Below are 17953 nucleotides of genomic sequence, written 5' to 3'. Positions count from 1 at the left end.
GACACTGAGTCAACTAGCCTTGGTCGCGCGGTTCTTCGCGCGCAGAACCGAGGACGGTCCGAGCCACGAGGGGGGAGGCTCGGACCGTCCGCAGTCCGGTGCCGGATGTCCGACATCCGAGGGGCGGAATGCGTCAGCCGGCGGTCTCGTCCAGCGCCCGCAGCACGTCAGCCACCAGGTCCTCCGGGTCCTCGGCGCCCACGGAGAAGCGCACGAAGCCCTCCGGCACCGCGTCCCCGCCCCAGCGGCCGCGCCGCTCCGCCGTGGACCGCACACCGCCGAAGCTCGTCGCATCGTCCACGAGCCGCAGGGCGTCGAGAAAACGGTCTGCCCGCGCGCGTGAGGGCAGCGTGAAGGACACCACGCATCCGTAGCGGCGCATCTGCTGGGACGCGATCTTGTGCGACGGGTCGTCGGGCAGCCCCGGGTAGCGCAGCCCCGTGACCTCCGGCCGCTCCCGCAGTGCCTCGGCGAGCGTCAGCGCGGTGGCGTTCTGCCGGTCGACGCGCAGTTGCAGCGTGGCGATCGAGCGGTGCGCGAGCCATGCCTCCATAGGGCCCGGGATGGCGCCGACGATCTTGCGCCACCGCCGTACCGCGGCCATCGCCTCGGCATCGCGGCCGGCGACGTACCCGAGGAGCACGTCGCCGTGGCCGGTCAGCTGCTTGGTGCCGCTGGCCACCGCGAAGTCCGCGCCGAGCTCCAGCGGGCGCTGGCCGAGCGGCGTCGCCAGGGTGTTGTCGACAGCCACGAGAGCCCCCTGCGCGTGGGCCGCGTCGGCGAGCCGCCGCACGTCGCACACGTCGAGGCCGGGGTTCGAGGGCGTCTCGATCCACAGCAGCTTCGCGCCGTCGAGGACCTCCAGCTGCGCGTCGCCGCCGGTCGGCGCGGTGCGTACCTCGATGCCGTACGCCTCCAGCTGGGCGCGCGCCAGCGGCAGCGCCTGGTAGCCGTCGTCCGGCAGGACGACCGCGTCCCCGGCGCTCAGCTGGGAGAAGAGCACAGCGGAGATGGCGGCCATGCCGGAGGCGAACACCAGCGCCTCGACATCGTCCTGCCCGGGGGCCTCCAGCTCGCCGATGGCCCGTTCCAGCAGGGTCCACGTCGGGTTCTCGTCCCGGCCGTAGGTGTACGGGCCGGTGGGGTCGCCGGGGAGGTGGAAGTGGGCGGCGAACACCGGACCGGGAAGGGTCGGCTCGTGCTTGACCGGCTCGGGCAGCCCGGCGCGCACCGCACGGGTGCCGTCACCCGGACCGCCGGTCGTGCCCCTCGTCGTGTCGCTCATGCCGCCCGTCCTTCCACGTGTTCGCGTACTGCGGCGAGCAGTCCGTCACTCGCCGCCTCCACCATCTCAAGACACCGCTCGAAACCCTCCCGGTCCCCGTAGTAGGGGTCCGGCACGTCGAGGTCGTCGCCGGCCCCGGGGTCGTACGACCGCAGCAGCCGCACCTTGGCCGCGTCCCGCTCCGTCGGGGCGAGACGGCGCAGTGCCCTGAGGTGACCGGCGTCCAGGGCGACCACGAGGTCGAGGCGGGCGAACCACGAGGAGTCGAACTGCCGGGCAGTGTGTCCGGCCTCGTAGCCGTTGTCCCGCAGCACGGCGACGGTGCGGGGGTCCGCGCCCTCGCCCTCGTGCCAGCCGCCGGTACCGGCGCTGTCGACCTCGACCCGGGCGTCGAGCCCGGCCTCGGTGACTCGCGCGCGGAAGACGGACTCGGCCATCGGTGAGCGGCAGATGTTGCCGGTGCAGACGAAGCAGACGCGGTAGGTCATGGTGTTCAGTCCCCGTCGGGCAGGACGACGTTCAGTGCCCAGGAGACCACGGAGATGATGAGACCGCCCAGGACGGCCGTCCAGAAGCCCTCCACGTGGAAGCTCAGGTCGAGCTGGTCGGCCAGCCATGAGGTGAGCAGCAGCATCAGGGCGTTCACCACCAGGGTGAACAGGCCCAGGGTCAGGATGAGCAGGGGCAGGCTCAGTAGCTTGACCACCGGCTTGACCAGGAAGTTCACCACGCCGAAGATCAGCGCGACCAGAAGCAGGGTGCCTATCTCCTTGCCTGTGCTGTCCCCGGTCAGGGTGATCTTGTCGAGCAGCCAGACCGCGACGGCGAGGGCTCCCGCGTTGGCGATCGTCTTGACTAGGAAATTCTTCATGTGTCTGATCGTGGCAGACAGCATCCGGATCGGGCAGTGAGGGCAGGGGCGGGACCAGGAGATGAAGGAATTCCGGCTGGACGAACTGGAAGCGGAACGCGTCGCGAACGACGGGGCGTACCTCCAGTTCCTGCGCGAACGGAACATGTCGGTCGGCCTCTACGCCCTGGACGCCGGCGCCCAGGACCCGCAGCAGCCGCACGGTCAGGACGAGGTGTACTTCGTGGCCAGCGGCCGTGCCGCGATCACCGTGGGCACGGAGACCACGCAGGTGGCGCGTGGCAGCGTCGTGTACGTGCCCGCCGGGGTGCCGCACAAGTTCCATCACATCAGCGAGGACCTGCGGGTCCTGGTGGTCTTCTCTCCACCGGAGAGCTGAGGCGCGGTCTCCGGGTTCCCTAGGGGACGGGTCAGGGGAGGACAAGGGATCCGGGGCCCCCGCCGGGCCCGTGTCCGCCCTAGCATCGAGTGCAGGACATCATCGACACGACCCGGCGCGTGGCGGGCGGAGAGGTAAGGACGAGGGCGATGCGAGAGATCTTCACGGGACTGCCGTGGTGGGTGAAGTGGATCGCGGTGCCGGTCATCGCCCTGGTGGTGTTCGGCGGACTGATAGCGAGCGTGGTCGGCTTCGTGATCGGCCTGCTCTTCAAGGCGCTGGTGTTCGTCGCCCTGATCGGCGGACTGATCTACGTCGTGCGGAAGTTCACGACGAGCTCTTCGTCGCGCGGCGACTGGTGATCCGGCGGGAACCGGCGAGGCGGTAACGGGAAGCGCCGGTTCCCTCGGGTGGGGGAAGTTTCCGCGCAGGGCCTCCTGCGTGCGATGACGGGCCGTTAGAGTCCGGAACTCGACGCGGGGCCGGTCCCCGCGAGCGGCGACCCCACCACCCGTGTTCCCCGCACGGGCTGCCCCCTCGCGTTTCGGGAGTGACCCTTGGCCACGACTGGCACCGCCTCCGCACAGAGGACCGCGGTCCCCGCGCAGCCCCGATCGCCGGCGCCTCCCGCGTCCCCCGGCGCGACCCTCATCGGTTCGGTCCAGCGGGCCATGCGCCTGCTGGAGACCGTCGCCGGGCACGAGCACGGGGCACCGGCCAAACAGCTCGCCCGGGAGACCGGGCTGGCGCTCCCCACGACCTACCACCTGCTGCGCACCCTGGTGCACGAGGGCTATCTGCGCCGCGACCGGGGGCTGTTCTTCCTGGGGGAGGCGGCCGAGCGGCTAAGCAGCAGCGGAGCACAGCAGAAACGTCGCAGCACGGTCACCGACACCCTCGCCCGCTGGCGGGACGTGGTGGGCGTCCCCGTGTACTACGCAGTGTACCGCGACGGTGAGATCGGTGTGGTCGGCGTCGCCGACACCCCCGGCAATCCCGCAGTCGTGGAGTGGGCCGACTTCCGCGAGACCGGCCATGCCCACGCCCTCGGCCAGTGTCTGCTGGCGCAGCTCGACGAGGGGGCCCGGCGTGACCACCTCGACCGCTACCCCGTGCGGCCGGTCACCCCGTACACCGTGCGCGACTCCCACAGCCTGCTCCGGCGTCTGGAACGGTCCCAGGGCACCGATCTGGTGACCGAGCGTCAGGAGTACGCGCTGGGGACCGTGTGCGCGGCGATCCCCCTCACGATCGGCACCATGGCGGCGTCCGTGGCCATCTCCCTGCCCGTGCACCAGGCCGACCGGCTCACTCCCGCGGTCCAGCAGTTGCGCTCCGAGATGCGCCGTCTGCTCGGGTCGCTCGCGCTGTCTATCAGTATCTGAAAACTCACTCCTTGTGATCTGCTGTGTACGTTCAGCAAGATTCCCTTTGGTGTCAGGGTCCATGCCCGGCCAGTCCGCGGCGAATGACGGGGTAGGCGATGCGCGAATCCGTACAGGCAGAGGTCATGATGAGCTTTCTCGTGTCGGAAGAGCTTTCCTTCCGCATTCCGGTGGAGCTGCGTTATGACACCGTCGATCCCTACGCGGTGCGGCTGACCTTCCATCTGCCCGGCGACGCTCCCGTGACGTGGGCGTTCGGGCGGGAACTGCTGGTCGACGGCGTGGGCAGGCCCTGCGGCGAGGGCGATGTGCGGGTCGCGCCGGTCGACCCCGACACCCTGGGCGAGGTGCTGATCCGGCTCCAGGTCGGCAGCGACCAGGCGCTGTTCCGCTCCTCGACCGCACCGCTCGTGGCCTTCCTCGACCGCACCGACAAACTGGTGCCGCTGGGGCAGGAGGGGGCACTTGCCGACTTCGACGCGCACCTCGACGACGCGCTTGACCGGATCCTCGCGGAGCAGAGCGCCGGCTGAACGTTGCGCCGACCGGGTGGGTCGGTGGCGTAACGCTTCAGCGCGCCCCGGCCCGGGCCCTCCGCCCGCGAGCGGGACCGTACGTCAGCGTTTGCGGCGCCGGCCGCGTCCGCCGCGCGCCGCGGCCGGTCTGGGCTCCGGCGCGTGTCCCACCGGCTGCTCGTGGCTCCCGGCCTGCCCGGGGACCGGGGCACGATCCGCCGGGCGGTCGGCTGAGACGACCAGCGCGGCCAGGGCCGTGGTGACGGGCACCGAGGCGACCAGGCCGATCGAGCCGATCAGGGTCCGCACGATCTCCTCCGCGACCAGTTCGCTGTTGGCGACCGTCCCCATGCTGCTCTGGGCGACCGAGAACAGCAGCAGCAGCGGCAGCGCGGCGCCCGCGTACGCGAGGACTAGCGTGTTGACCACGGAGGCGATGTGGTCGCGGCCGATGCGGATGCCCGCGCGGTACAGCGCGCGGCGACCCATCGCCGGGTTGGCCTCGTGCAGCTCCCAGACCGCGGACGTCTGGGTGACGGTCACGTCGTCGAGGACACCGAGGGATCCGATGATGACGCCCGCGAGCAGCAGACCGCTCATGTCGATGCCCGGGTAGAGGCCGTGGATCAGACCCGTGTTGTCGTCGGTGTTGCCGGTCAGCGCCGACCAGCCGATGAACACCGACCCCAGAACGCCGATCAGCAGCAGCGAGACGAGGGTGCCCAGCACCGCCACCGAGGTGCGGGCGGACAGCCCGTGGCAGAGGTACAGGGCGAGCAGCATGATCAGGCTCGCCCCCACCACCGCCACGACCAGCGGGTTCGAGCCCTCCAGGATGGCCGGCAGGATGAAGAAGTTCAGCGCCAGGAAGCTGACTGCCAGTGCGACCAGGGCCATCACACCCCGCAGCCGGCCCACGGCCACGACGGCGAGCGCGAAGATGCCTGCCAGCAGCGCCAGCGGGAAGCGGCGGTTCACATCGGCGACCGAGTACTGCAGGTCCTCCGGCGCCGAGGGCTCGTAGGCGACCACGACTCCCTGGCCCTCACTCAACTGGCGGGACTGGTCCGGCTGTACGAGCTCGTTGAACGTGCGACCCTTGTCCTTGCCGGTGTCGACCCGGATCGTCGCCTTCTTGCAGGTGCCCTTCGCCTGCTGCGCGGCCGAGGAGCCCTCGGCCGTGGAGGTGTCACCGGTCGGAACGCCCGCCGAGGGATTGGCGGCCGCGCAGTTCACCGCGACGACCTCGGTAACCGTGGCCTCGTGGGTCTGACGGTCGAAACCCACCCCGGTGCGCTCGTGGGCCGGGGCACCGCCCGGCCATAGGACGGCCAACCCGACCAGCACGGCCCCGGCGAAGGGGATGAGGATCGCCGCGATGACTTTGCGCAGATGCCGGGAGACGGGCGCCGCCGGTCCGTGGCTATGACTGTGCCCGTGGCCGACCGCGTGCCCGTGTGAGGCGGTCCGGGTCGCGGCCGTAGGCCCCTGCGCGCCCTCATGACCATGGCCCGTCGAGTGGCCGTGTGTGTCCAGGCGCCGGTGTGAACCCGTGTGTTCGTGCGCGCCAATATGCCCCGGGCCGTGCCCGTGCACGTCCCCGGAGCGGGCGTCGGCGCCGTGCGGAGGCTCGGACGGCGGATACGGGGGCGGAGAGTTCGAGGTCACCGCCCGATCATCGCAAGAAGGAAGGGTGCCCTCTGTTCACCGCGCCAGAAAGGACGCTAGCGTGGAGGCACCTTTTGTACACGCGGGAGCTCGGAGCACCGGGCTGAGAGGGCGCTGACCTCCGTCCCAGCGATGTTCCACGTGAAACATCACCGACCTTGAGTGATGTTTCACACGGAACGTCAGCAGACGGAATCCGCTGCGTCGACCGCCGAACCTGTTACCGGGTAATGCCGGCGTAGGGAGTAGGTCTCATGACCGACAAGGACGCACGCACGCCTGCCTCCACGCAGAATCCGACGGAGACGTCGGAGGCCACGGAGGCCGGGAAGTCCATCGGCTGGCACAAGGCGTATGTCGAGGGCAGCCGCCCCGACCTGCGGGTGCCGGTCCGTCAGGTGCACCTGACCAACGGGCGGTCGGTGACGCTGTACGACACCTCGGGCCCGTACACCGATCCGCTCGTCGACACCGACGTCCGCCGGGGACTGGCCCCGCTGCGCGAGAACTGGATCGTCACCCGCGGCGACACGGAGGAGTACGCGGGCCGTCCCGTCCGTCCCGAGGACGACGGAATCAAGCACACCTCGCCGCGCGGCGGCCTGCGCAACCTCGACGCCGTCTTCCCCGGCCGGCCGCGCCAGCCGCGCCGGGGCCGCGAGGGGCGTGCGGTCACGCAGCTGGCGTACGCGCGCCGCGGTGAGATCACGCCCGAGATGGAGTTCGTGGCGATCCGGGAGAACGTCTCCCCCGAAGTGGTTCGCGAGGAGATCGCGGCGGGCCGCGCGGTGCTGCCGGCCAACGTCAACCACCCGGAGACCGAGCCGATGATCATCGGCAAGCGGTTCCTGGTGAAGGTCAACGCCAACATCGGCAACTCGGCGGTGACCTCCTCCATCGAGGAGGAGGTGGAGAAGATGACGTGGGCGACCCGCTGGGGCGCCGACACGGTCATGGACCTCTCCACCGGCCGCAACATCCACACCACCCGCGAGTGGGTGCTGCGCAACTCCCCCGTCCCCATCGGCACCGTGCCGCTCTACCAGGCGCTGGAGAAGGTCGACGGCAAGGCCGAGGAGCTGACCTGGGAGATCTACAAGGACACGGTCATCGAGCAGGCCGAGCAGGGCGTGGACTACATGACGGTCCACGCGGGCGTCCGCCTGGCGTACGTCCCGCTCACCGCGAACCGCAAGACCGGCATCGTCTCGCGCGGCGGCTCGATCATGGCCGCGTGGTGCCTGGCGCACCACAAGGAGTCGTTCCTGTACGAGAACTTCGAGGAGCTCTGCGAGATTCTCGCGGCGTACGACGTCACCTACTCGCTCGGCGACGGCCTGCGGCCCGGGTCGATCGCGGACGCCAACGACGAGGCGCAGTTCGCGGAGCTGCGCACGCTCGGGGAGCTCAACAGGATCGCGAAGAGCTTCGACGTCCAGACGATGATCGAGGGTCCGGGGCACGTCCCGATGCACAAGATCAAGGAGAACATCGACCTCCAGCAGGAGATCTGCGAGGAGGCCCCGTTCTACACGCTCGGCCCGCTCACGACGGATGTCGCGCCCGCGTACGACCACATCACCTCGGGCATCGGCGCGGCGATGATCGCCTGGTGGGGCACGGCCATGCTCTGTTACGTCACGCCCAAGGAACACCTGGGCCTGCCCAACCGGGACGACGTCAAGACCGGCGTGATCACGTACAAGATCGCGGCTCATGCCGCCGACCTCGCGAAGGGTCACCCGGGCGCCCAGGAGTGGGACGACGCCCTGTCCGACGCCCGTTTCGAGTTCCGGTGGGAGGACCAGTTCAACTTGGCCCTCGACCCGGACACGGCCCGCGCCTTCCACGACGAGACCCTCCCGGCGGAGCCCGCGAAGACGGCCCACTTCTGCTCGATGTGCGGTCCGAAGTTCTGCTCGATGAAGATCAGCCAGAGCATCACGGAGCGGTTCGGCGGTGCGGCGGCCGAAGGGGCCACGGCCGAGGAGATCGCCGAGGGGATGCTGCAGAAGTCGAAGGAGTTCGCGCAGTCCGGGAACAGGGTCTACCTGCCCATCGCGGATTGAGTGCGCGGCTGGGTGGCTCCCCTTCCGAAGGGGAGCCACCCGGTCTCCGTCAGGGGGTGCCCCACGTGGCCACTGCTCGCGACGATCACCGAGGGGAGCGTGGGAGGTCGGCTCTCCAGGTCACCAGGCCAGGCCGGTCCGCCTCGTCTTCCGGTGATCGTCGCGAAGCCCCGCTCGGGGCGGGATCGTGGGTCTCCTCGTGCTTTCCGGTAAGGGTGGGCAGACTGGGGCCATGGTTGCGAGGTCGATGAGCAAGGGTTCCAACATCTCCGTCGAGGCGCCCGTCGTGCGCGTCGAGCTCGCCTGGGGGGCCGGGCCGGGGGTGCCGGACATCGACGCGTCGGCCCTGCTTCTCACGGAGGCCGGGCGGGTGCGGGACGACGGGGACTTCGTCTTCTACAACCAGCCGCGTCACACCTCAGGGGCAGTACGGCACCTGGGGAAGCGGAACGCCGACGGGGCCGCCACCGACAGCGTCGAGGCGGACCTGCGCTCGGTGGAGCCGGCCGTCGACCGGATCGTGCTCGGGGCGTCGGCCGACGGCGGGACGTTCGGGCAGGTGCCGGGCCTGGTGCTCCGGCTGCTGGACGCCGCGTCCGGCACCGAACTGGCCCGCTTCGACATGTCGGCCGAGTCCGAGACCGCCTTCATCGGGGGTGAGCTGTACCGGCGGCAGGGCGCGTGGAAGTTCCGTGCCGTGGGTCAGGGGTACGCCTCCGGGCTGGCCGGACTGGCCACGGACTTCGGTATCACCGTCGACGAGCCCGGCCCGTCGGCCGCCGCCGCGACACCGCCGCCCTCACCCGTCACCCCGCCGGCCACCGCCGCCGCGACACCGCCCGACGCCCGGCCTGCTGCCGTGACACCCCCGCCGCCCCCGCCTGTCGCCCCGGCACCCCCCGCCCCCGCCTCACCGCCTCCGTCCGGCACCCCCCGCCTCACCAAGGGTGAGGAGCGGCTGCCCGTCGACATGCGCAAGCGGCTGTCCCTGCGCAAGGAGCAGGTCGCGGTCAGCCTGCGCAAGCACGGGGCGAGCGAGGTCACCGCGCGCGTCATCCTGGTCCTCGACGCCTCCGGCTCCATGTCCTTCCTGTACACCAAGGGCGTCGTGGCCGACGTCGTCGAGCGGATGGCCGCGGTCGCCGCCCAGCTGGACGACGACGGGGAGATGCAGGCCTGGACGTTCGCCACGAACCCGGCCCGGCTGCCGGACCTGCGGCTCGGCGAGCTCCCCGAGTGGCTGCGGCTGCACGTCCGGGTGGGGGAGATCAGCCTGTTCCGGCGCAAGCGGAAGAAGACTCTCGACCCGAGCCAGGTCGACATGCGGGACGTGGGCATCCAGAACGAGGAGCAGAAGGTCATCGCGGAGGTACGCGCGTTCGTGCGGGACCGTCCCAGCACCGACCCCACGCTGGTGCTGTTCTTCTCCGACGGCGGGGTCTACCGCAACGCCGACATCGAGGCCCAGCTGCGCCAGGCCGTGGAGGAGCCCGTCTTCTGGCAGTTCGTGGGCCTCGGCCGCGCCAACTACGGCGTGCTGGAGCGTTTCGACACCCTGCCGGGGCGACGCGTCGACAACGTCGGCTTCTTCTCCGTCGACGACATCAGCACGGTCCCGGACGCGGAGCTGTACGACCGGCTGCTGTCCGAGTTCCCTCAGTGGATCAGGGCCGCCCGCGCGGCGGGCATCCTCTGACGCCCCTCGCCCGGCCGTACCGCGGCCACCCGGCGCGCGCCCCAGGAGCGGAGACGTCCGGGTGCGAGGTCTCCGCGGGGCGGCGCGGGCCGGGGTGGCCGTGACGGCTACTCCGGCTGGTGGTCCGGCCCTCCGAAGTCCGGGCTCGAGTAGTCGGGGCTGGAGTAGCTCGGCCGGGTGCCCTTCACCGACTTGTCCTCGGGGCTGGAGAAGCCCGGCCGGCCGTACCCGAGGTGCGGCATACGGCTGTCCGACGCGGGCGGCACCGTGTGCCGCAGTGCCGTGGCTCCCTTGGGATCGCCGAGCGCGTCCCGGAGGAACGGCACGATGCCCCGTTCCAGCAGGGCCTCGTGCCAGGCCTCCCGCGCCCGGGCCACTTCTCCGTCGAGCTCCCGGTACCGTCCGCCGAGCGCCGAGGGCTTGTTGCGCAGGGCGGTGAGCAGCAGACCCGTCCCGGCGACGAGGATCGCGACGGCGGTGACCGCGCCGAACACCCAGCCGGTGGTGAGCATCGTCCGGGCGAACGCGGCGTCGGGATCGAGCGTCCGCAGGATGAAGCCGACGAGCAGGAATATCGCGGCGGCGGTACCGGCCAGGACGGGTGCCAGGACGGCGACGACGGCCGCCGCCCCCGCCCCGGCCGTCTCGGCCACCTCGCCCATGGAGGCGGCGAGACCCGCCGCTCCGGCGGTCGGTTCGCCGCTGCCGGAGTCACGGACGGCAGGCGAGACCGTCGAAGGCGGCCGGCGGACCTCTTCGCGGACCTTCACGTAGTGCTGGTACTCGGTCGCGGCGGCCGCGGTGATGAGCGCGGTGGCGCTGAGCGCCATCGTGCGCAGTTGTTCCGAGTTGAGCCGCTGTCCCACAGCGGCCAGCTCCGGGTTGTGTGGTGCGGAGCGCAGCGCCTCATCGAGAATCCGCTCGTAGTCCTGGCGGTCCTCGCTCAGCAGGTGCTGCGGAACGCTGTTCATGTGCATCCCCCGATGCTCCGTAGGGCTTGGGGCTCGGCATGCTGACGAGCCGTCGGGCAGAAACGGAGGGGAGCCTGCTACGGATAAGCCGATGGTAGAGCGGTGACGGCGCGCGGTGACAGGGGGTTTACCGAAATTGCCGTCCCCGGCGTGCGGTCACGGGCCGCCGGAAGGCGGCCCGCGCGATCCTCAGACGGGCAGCGGCAGTTGCCGGACCAGCAGTTTCCCGGCCATCGTGACGCCGCCGTCCATCGCGATGGCCAGACCGTCGGCGTAGACATGAGGTTCGGCCACCACGGGGCCGTTGTCGTCCTCGCCGTCCTCGGAGCCGACTTCGCCCAGCAGATACGGGATCGGGCTGTGGCCGTGAACGACCCGGGTGCCGCCGTACGTATCCAGAAGGGAACGCACCGCTTCGGCGCCGCCCTCGTCACGGAAGGAGAAGCGCTTGGTGAACTTGCGGAACAGGTCCCAGACCTCGTCGGCGTCGTTACGGGTGAGGGTCTCGCGGACCGTGTCGTTGACCTCTTCGATCGAGCGGCCGTAGTCGAGGTAGGCGGTGGTGTCGGAGTGCAGCAACAGGTGACCGTCGACCTCCTCGACGGCGTCGAGGCGCGCCATCCACGCGAGGTGGTGGTCCTGGAGGCGGTCCATGTCGGTCTTCTGCCCGCCGTTGAGCAGCCAGGCCGCCTGGAAGGTGGCGGTGCCCGCGCCGGAGTTCACCGGTGTGTCGCCGAACCGCTTGGCGCCGAGCAGCAGCAGCTCGTGATTGCCCATGAGGGCCTTGCAGTACCCGCCCGCCGCTGCGGCCTCGGCGGACAGCCGCATCACCAGGTCGATGACGCCGATGCCGTCCGGACCGCGGTCGGTGAAGTCGCCGAGGAACCACAGCCGCGCGGTGCCGGCGCACCACTGGCCCGCGGAGTCGACGAGGCCCTGCTCCCGCAGGGCGGCCACCAGCTCGTCCAGATAGCCGTGGACGTCACCGACCACGTACAGCGGGCCCTTGCCGTTGGCGGGCTGCGGGGCGGGAGCGGGCACGGGGTCGACGGTCACCTGGACAGTGTCACCCCGATTGATGACGGGGAGGTCCCGCTGGGTGGGCGTGTACCCCTCCGGATAGGCCTCGTCGGCCGGCGGGACGACGTCACCGGGGTGCGTGCTCTGGACGTACGGACCGGTCTCGTGGACGTACGCGGGCACCCGGAAGTCGCGCAACGTCGCCGTCCGCTCCACCTCGGGTCCCTGACCGGCCCCCTGAGTCATCGACCCCTCCACCATCGCGCCGCATCTGCACCGCGTCGGACTGCCTGGTCGCAGCGGCCCGCGGTGTCGTGGGCCCATCATAGGAATGCGGATCGCGCCGTGTGATGACCCAGGGGTGGTGAATCAGAACAGGACTCCGGTTCGCTGGGGCTTTCGCCCCGTTTGCTCCGGTCTCCGGGCGTCCGGAGGTGAGTCCGTTCCGACAGCCGGCCCTCAGCGCGACCGTCCGATCCGGCCATTCCTTGATCATCCGATCATCCTGTTTCCGGCCCGCGGAACCGGCGGCCCCTGACGTTCGCCACTGGTGACCCGACCGCCCTGACCCGGACGGCCGGTCCGTTCCTTCCCCGGGAACCTTCGAGCGGGCCGGGGGAACGCCTCGCCTCACCCCTCCGGAAGCGGGGCCCCACCCGCTGGTCACCCGCCCGTCGCGCCCCCGGGTGCTCATGTCCCCCGCGGGGACCTCGGCGGGCTGACCGTCGTACGCGGCGGCCGGCGCTGCGAGGAGGTACGCACGATCAGCTCGGTCGGTATGACCTGCTCGACCGGCTGGTCGGAGTCGACCCCCTCGATGGCGTCGATCAGCAGTTGCACCACGGCCGTGCCGATCCGCCGCGGTTTCAGGGAGAGCGTCGTGACAGGCGGCTCGGTGTTCGCGTAGACGGTGGACTCGCTGCAGCAGACGAGGAGCAGGTCCTCCGGCACGCGCAGGCCGTAGCGCCGGGCCGCGGCGAGCAGGTCGGTGCCGTTGGGGTCGAACAGTCCGTAGACCGCGTCGGGGCGGTCGGGCCGGGCGAGCAGCCGGTCGGCGGCGACGGCGCCCGCGCAGGGGTCGTGCGCCGGGTAGGCCTCGTACACCGGGTCCTGGCCCACACGCTCGCACCAGCGCAGGTACGCGGTGGTCGACAGGTGGGTGTACGTATCGGTGGTGGTGCCGGTGAGCAGGCCGATGCGGCGGGCGCCGGCGTCGGCGAGGTGGTCGAGGATGCCGAGGACGGCGGCCTCGTGGTCGTTGTCGACCCAGGCCGTGACCGGCAGCGATCCGGCCGGGCGGCCGTCGGAGACGACGGGTAAGCCCTGGCGGACCAGCTCGCTGACGACCGGGTCGTGGTCGGAGGGGTCGATGACGACCGTGCCGTCCAGGGCGACGTTGGACCACACGTCGTGGCGGGAGGTCGCGGGCAGGATGACGAGGGCGTAGCCGCGGGCGAGCGCGGCGGAGGTGGCGGCCCTCGCCATCTCGGCGAAGTACGCGAACTCGGTGAAGGTGAAAGGTTCATCCCCGTACGTCGTCACGGTCAGGCCGATGAGTCCTGACTTCCCGGTGCGGAGCGTACGGGCGGCGGCCGAGGGGCGGTACCCCAGTCTGTCGGCCACCTCGCGGACGTGGCGCCGGGTGGCGTCCGGGAGCCGGCCCTTCCCGTTGAGGGCGTCGGAGACGGTCGTGATGGAGACTCCGGCGGCGGCGGCCACGTCCCTGATGCCCGCTCGACCCGGCCGGCTGCCTCGGCGTGAGGTTTCCGCGCGGCTCACCTGGTGCTTCCCTGCTGCTGTCATGGCGAGCCGATAGTAGGGCTCATCCGGTGGGGTAGGGCGGACGCATATGCACGCGTTGACAGGCACGTTTCTGCATGATCATTTAACCTCAATCGCCTGTGAAACAATGGGTGTTGAACGTTCCAATACCAGTCCCTGACGTGTCCGTGCATGCGCGCCTGGCGAGGGTGTGATGTTGCGAAGAGGTCTCAACTCACCTGCACGGGTGATGCGCGCCACGGCGCGAACCACCGGCGCGTAGATATATGTGCGGCGCGCCCCTGGGCCGCACGCCGTTCGTACCCCTTCGGGCGATGTTGCCCGTGTTGTGGGTGTGACGGATGGGAAAGGGGGAGCGGTCGTCCCCCCTATACGCAGCGGCGCCGAATCCTCATAAGGTGAGGAGTATTGGATGTCGGCGGCGGTCATGGGCCGCCGGTCTTCGCGAGGAGGACTGCGGTGAGCGAGACGAGCCCCAAGCTGCGCGCCGAGCTGGAGGGGATCCCCACCTACAAGCCGGGCAAGCCCGCCGCGGCCGACGGGCCGGTGGCGTACAAGCTGTCCTCCAACGAGAACCCCTATCCGCCCCTGCCCGGCGTGATGGAGACCGTGACAGCCGCGGCCGCCGTCTTCAACCGCTACCCGGACATGGCGTGCACCGCCCTGACGGCGGAGATCGCCGAGCGTTTCGCGGTGCCGGCGTCGCACGTGGCCACGGGCACCGGTTCGGTCGGCGTCGCCCAGCAACTGCTGCAGGCCACCTCGGGCCCCGGCGACGAGGTGATCTACGCCTGGCGCTCCTTCGAGGCGTACCCGATCATCACGCAGATCAGCGGTGCCACCTCCGTGAAGGTGCCGCTGACCGATGGTGACGTGCACGACCTGGACGCGATGGCCGACGCGATCACCGACCGGACCCGGCTGATCTTCGTCTGCAACCCCAACAACCCGACCGGCACGGTGGTGCGCCGGGCCGAGCTGGAGCGGTTCCTCGACCGGGTGCCCGGCGATGTCCTGGTGGTGCTGGACGAGGCGTACCGCGAATTTATCCGGGACCCCGAGGTGCCGGACGGCGTGGAGATCTACCGGCAGCGGCCCAACGTCTGCGTGCTGCGGACCTTCTCCAAGGCGTACGGCCTCGCCGGGCTGCGCGTCGGTTTCGCCATCGCCCATGAGCCGGTGGCCGCCGCGCTGCGTAAGACGGCGGTGCCGTTCGGGGTGAGCCAGATCGCCCAGGAGGCGGCGATCGCCTCGCTGCGGGCCGAGGACGAGCTGATCGGGCGGGTCGGCTCCCTGGTCTGCGAGCGCAACCGGGTGATGGACGGACTGCGCTCCCAGGGCTGGACCGTGCCCGAGACCCAGGCCAACTTCGTGTGGCTGCGGCTGGGGGAGCGCACCGTGCCGTTCGCGCAGGCGTGCGAGCAGGCGGGCGTGGTGGTCCGGCCGTTCCCCGGCGAGGGCGTGCGGGTCACCGTCGGCGAGACGGAGGCGAACGACGTCTTCCTCAAGGTGGCGGGGGACTTCCGCCAGGAGGGCTGAGAGCTCCTGCGGTTCCTGGGCGGCCGGCGGTCAACCGCCGGCCGCTTCTGCGTGTCCGGGGCCGTCCGTGGAAGGGGGTTGACGTCACACGGCACCCCCCTTCCGGGTCGGAAAAGCAGTAGGTCATAATTGCTTGTGAATGTGAACGCGTTCACAAGCGCATCCCGTTCCTCCCGAGATGACCGGGCGTGACGGGGGTCGCGCGACTGCTGCACCACGGCGAAGTAAGGAGTGACGACGTGGATCTGGCTCTGGCGCCGGAGACCCTGGCGCGATGGCAGTTCGGTATCACCACCGTCTACCACTTCCTCTTCGTTCCCCTGACGATCTCGCTCGCCGCCCTCGTCGCGGGGCTGCAGACCGCCTGGGTGCGGACGGAGAAGGAGAAGTACCTCAGGGCGACGAAGTTCTGGGGCAAGCTCTTCCTGATCAACATCGCGATGGGTGTCGTCACCGGCATCGTGCAGGAGTTCCAGTTCGGCATGAACTGGTCCGACTACTCGCGGTTCGTCGGGGACATCTTCGGGGCCCCACTCGCCTTCGAGGCGCTGATCGCCTTCTTCTTCGAGTCCACCTTCATCGGCCTGTGGATCTTCGGCTGGGACCGTCTGCCGAAGAAGATCCACCTGGCCTGCATCTGGATGGTCTCGATCGGCACGCTGCTGTCGGCGTACTTTATCCTCGCGGCCAACTCCTGGATGCAGCACCCGGTCGGCTACCGGATCAACGGGGAGAAGGGCCGCGCCGAGCTCACCGACTTCTGGCTGGTGCTCACCCAGAACACCACGCTCAACCAGGTCTTCCACAGCTTCTCGGCGGCCTTCCTCACCGGCGGCGCCTTCATGGTGGGCATCGCGGCCTTCCACCTGCTGCGCAAGAAGCACATCCCGGTGATGCGCACCTCGCTACGGCTCGGCCTGGTCACCCTGGCGGTCGGCGGCCTGCTCACCGCGATCAGCGGCGACACGCTCGGCAAGGTCATGTACGAGCAGCAGCCGATGAAGATGGCCGCCGCCGAGGCCCTCTGGGACGGCGAGGAGCCGGCGCCCTTCTCCGTCTTCGCCTACGGCGACGTCGACAAGGGGCACAACGAGGTCGCCCTGGAGATCCCCGGTCTACTGTCCTTCCTCGCCCACAGCGACTTCGAGTCGTACGTGCCCGGCATCAACGACACGAACAAGGAGCTGCAGGAGAAGTTCGGGCCCGGTGACTACAAGCCCATCGTGCCCGTCGCCTACTGGGGCTTCCGCTGGATGATCGGGTTCGGCATGGCCTCCTTCTCGGTGGGCCTGCTGGGGCTGTGGCTGACCCGGAAGAAGTTCCTGCTGCCGGCCGCGTACCGCACCGGCGAGGACGAGGTGCCGCACCTGGTACTGCTGAAGAAGCCGCTGGGCTCCCGGCTGACCCGGCTCTACTGGCTGGCCGCGGTGTGGACGATGGCCTTCCCGCTGATCGCCAACGCCTGGGGCTGGATCTTCACCGAGATGGGCCGCCAGCCCTGGGTCGTCTACGGCGTGATGCGCACCGAGGACGCGGTCTCCCCCGGCGTGTCCCAGGCCGAGGTCATCACCTCGATGACCGCCTTCACCCTGCTCTACGCCGTGCTGGCCGTCATCGAGGTCCGGCTGCTCGTCAAGTACGTCAAGGCGGGGCCGCCCGAGCTGAGCGACTCCGATCTCAACCCGCCCACGAAGCTCGGCGGCGACGTCCGTGACGCCGACAAGCCGATGGCCTTCTCGTACTAGGCCGAGGGAGCTGCACTGCCATGGAACTGCACGACGTCTGGTTCGTCCTGATCGCCGTCCTGTGGACCGGCTACTTCTTCCTGGAGGGCTTCGACTTCGGGGTCGGGGTCCTGACCCGGCTGCTGGCCCGTGACCGGGCCGAGAAGCGGGTGCTCATCAACACCATCGGACCCGTGTGGGACGGCAACGAGGTCTGGCTGCTGACGGCCGGCGGCGCGACCTTCGCGGCCTTCCCCGAGTGGTACGCCACCCTCTTCTCCGGCTTCTACCTGCCGCTGCTGGTCATCCTCATCTGCCTGATCGTCCGGGGTGTCGCCTTCGAGTACCGGGCCAAGCGGCCCGAGGAGAACTGGCAGCGCAACTGGGAGACGGCGATCTTCTGGACCTCGCTGCTCCCGGCGTTCCTGTGGGGCGTCGCCTTCGGGAACATCGTGCGCGGGGTCAAGATCGACGCCGAGTTCGAGTACGTGGGCAGCGTCTGGGACCTGCTCAACCCCTACGCCCTGCTGGGCGGACTGGTCACGCTGACCCTGTTCACCTTCCACGGCACGGTGTTCACGGCCCTCAAGACGGTCGGGGACATCCGGGAGAGGGCACGGAAGCTGGCCCAGCGCGTGGGACTCGTCACCGCCGCACTGGCCCTGGTCTTCCTGCTGTGGACGCAGGCCGACAAGGGTGACGGGGCCAGCCTGATCGCCCTCGTCGTGGCGGTCGCCTCGCTGGTCGCGGCCCTGGTGACCAACCAGGCGGGGCGTGAGGGATGGTCGTTCACCCTGTCCGGCGTCACCATCGTGGCCGCGGTGGCCATGCTCTTCCTGACGCTCTTTCCGAACGTCATGCCGTCCACGCTGGACGCGGAGTGGAGCCTGACCGTCACCAACGCCTCCTCCAGCCCGTACACCCTGAAGATCATGACCTGGCTCGCGGTCATCGCCACCCCGCTGGTGCTGGTCTACCAGGGCTGGACCTACTGGGTCTTCCGCAAGCGGATCGGCACCCAGCACATCGCCGATCCCGTGCACTGAGGT

At 70.1% G+C, this 17953-nt stretch carries 16 protein-coding genes; 9 read left to right on the top strand and 7 right to left on the bottom strand.

From position 1 onward, the window contains the following. Window positions 1–133: 133 nt before the first annotated feature. From B100_RS34040 to B100_RS0120160, 3 genes are read right to left on the bottom strand one after another with little or no spacing between them, the layout of a single operon-like run. A complete protein-coding gene (locus B100_RS34040; protein ID WP_037723123.1) occupies window positions 134–1285 on the bottom strand; it encodes a cystathionine gamma-lyase in 1152 nt (383 codons plus the stop codon). Then, a complete protein-coding gene (locus tag B100_RS0120165; protein WP_024886232.1) occupies window positions 1282–1773 on the bottom strand; it encodes a low molecular weight protein-tyrosine-phosphatase in 492 nt (163 codons plus the stop codon). The genes B100_RS34040 and B100_RS0120165 overlap by 4 nt, the downstream gene beginning before the upstream one ends. 5 nt (window positions 1774–1778) lie before the next feature. Further along, a complete protein-coding gene (locus B100_RS0120160; protein WP_024886231.1) occupies window positions 1779–2156 on the bottom strand; it encodes a phage holin family protein in 378 nt (125 codons plus the stop codon). A 61-nt stretch (window positions 2157–2217) separates the two neighbouring features. Here B100_RS0120160 and B100_RS0120155 point away from each other — a divergent pair, with 61 nt between their 5' ends. From B100_RS0120155 to B100_RS0120140, 4 genes are all read left to right on the top strand, one after another. Continuing rightward, entirely contained in the window at window positions 2218–2535 is a 318-nt protein-coding gene (locus tag B100_RS0120155; protein ID WP_024886230.1) for a cupin domain-containing protein, read from the top strand. Between the two features lie 149 nt (window positions 2536–2684). After that, a complete protein-coding gene (locus tag B100_RS0120150) occupies window positions 2685–2897 on the top strand; it encodes a DUF5326 family protein (protein WP_024886229.1) in 213 nt (70 codons plus the stop codon). Window positions 2898–3092: 195 nt separating this feature from the next. Then, a complete protein-coding gene (locus B100_RS0120145) occupies window positions 3093–3920 on the top strand; it encodes an IclR family transcriptional regulator (protein WP_486585662.1) in 828 nt (275 codons plus the stop codon). 98 nt (window positions 3921–4018) lie between these two features. Beyond that, window positions 4019–4453 carry an SsgA family sporulation/cell division regulator gene (locus B100_RS0120140; RefSeq protein ID WP_024886227.1) on the top strand — a complete coding sequence of 145 codons (435 nt, stop codon included), beginning with the start codon at window positions 4019–4021 and terminating at the stop codon, window positions 4451–4453. Between the two features lie 84 nt (window positions 4454–4537). On the opposite strand, the gene B100_RS0120135 is transcribed toward B100_RS0120140, so the two are convergent. Then, entirely contained in the window at window positions 4538–6103 is a 1566-nt protein-coding gene (locus tag B100_RS0120135) for a YibE/F family protein (RefSeq protein WP_024886226.1), read from the bottom strand. A gap of 254 nt (window positions 6104–6357) precedes the next feature. On the opposite strand from B100_RS0120135, the gene thiC reads away from it, so the two are divergent. Continuing rightward, a complete protein-coding gene (thiC, locus tag B100_RS0120130) occupies window positions 6358–8172 on the top strand; it encodes a phosphomethylpyrimidine synthase ThiC (protein WP_024886225.1) in 1815 nt (604 codons plus the stop codon). Between the two features lie 232 nt (window positions 8173–8404). Next, a complete protein-coding gene (locus B100_RS0120125) occupies window positions 8405–9868 on the top strand; it encodes a VWA domain-containing protein (RefSeq protein WP_024886224.1) in 1464 nt (487 codons plus the stop codon). A 107-nt stretch (window positions 9869–9975) separates the two neighbouring features. On the opposite strand, the gene B100_RS0120120 is transcribed toward B100_RS0120125, so the two are convergent. The 3 genes from B100_RS0120120 to B100_RS0120110 all read right to left on the bottom strand — a co-directional run bounded on the left by B100_RS0120120 (window position 9976) and on the right by B100_RS0120110 (window position 13662). Continuing rightward, entirely contained in the window at window positions 9976–10845 is an 870-nt protein-coding gene (locus B100_RS0120120) for a hypothetical protein (RefSeq protein WP_024886223.1), read from the bottom strand. 183 nt (window positions 10846–11028) lie between these two features. Beyond that, the gene (locus tag B100_RS0120115; RefSeq protein ID WP_106967045.1) at window positions 11029–12120 is read right to left on the bottom strand and encodes a metallophosphoesterase family protein; all 1092 of its coding nucleotides are present in this window, start codon (window positions 12118–12120) and stop codon (window positions 11029–11031) included. Window positions 12121–12549: 429 nt separating this feature from the next. Next, complete coding sequence (locus tag B100_RS0120110) at window positions 12550–13662, bottom strand: LacI family DNA-binding transcriptional regulator (RefSeq protein WP_078541036.1); 1113 nt, start codon at window positions 13660–13662, stop codon at window positions 12550–12552. A 438-nt stretch (window positions 13663–14100) separates the two neighbouring features. Here B100_RS0120110 and hisC point away from each other — a divergent pair, with 438 nt between their 5' ends. From hisC to cydB, 3 genes are all read left to right on the top strand, one after another. Then, window positions 14101–15180 carry a histidinol-phosphate transaminase gene (gene hisC, locus B100_RS0120105; protein WP_024886220.1) on the top strand — a complete coding sequence of 360 codons (1080 nt, stop codon included), beginning with the start codon at window positions 14101–14103 and terminating at the stop codon, window positions 15178–15180. Window positions 15181–15419: 239 nt separating this feature from the next. After that, the gene (locus B100_RS0120100; protein WP_024886219.1) at window positions 15420–16925 is read left to right on the top strand and encodes a cytochrome ubiquinol oxidase subunit I; all 1506 of its coding nucleotides are present in this window, start codon (window positions 15420–15422) and stop codon (window positions 16923–16925) included. Between the two features lie 20 nt (window positions 16926–16945). Next, window positions 16946–17950 carry a cytochrome d ubiquinol oxidase subunit II gene (gene cydB, locus B100_RS0120095; RefSeq protein WP_024886218.1) on the top strand — a complete coding sequence of 335 codons (1005 nt, stop codon included), beginning with the start codon at window positions 16946–16948 and terminating at the stop codon, window positions 17948–17950. Window positions 17951–17953 lie beyond the last annotated feature (3 nt).

The organism is Streptomyces sp. CNH189 (genome assembly GCF_000527195.1).
Note: the sequence above shows the minus strand (reverse complement) of the source record. Positions and strands in the feature narration are given on the sequence as shown.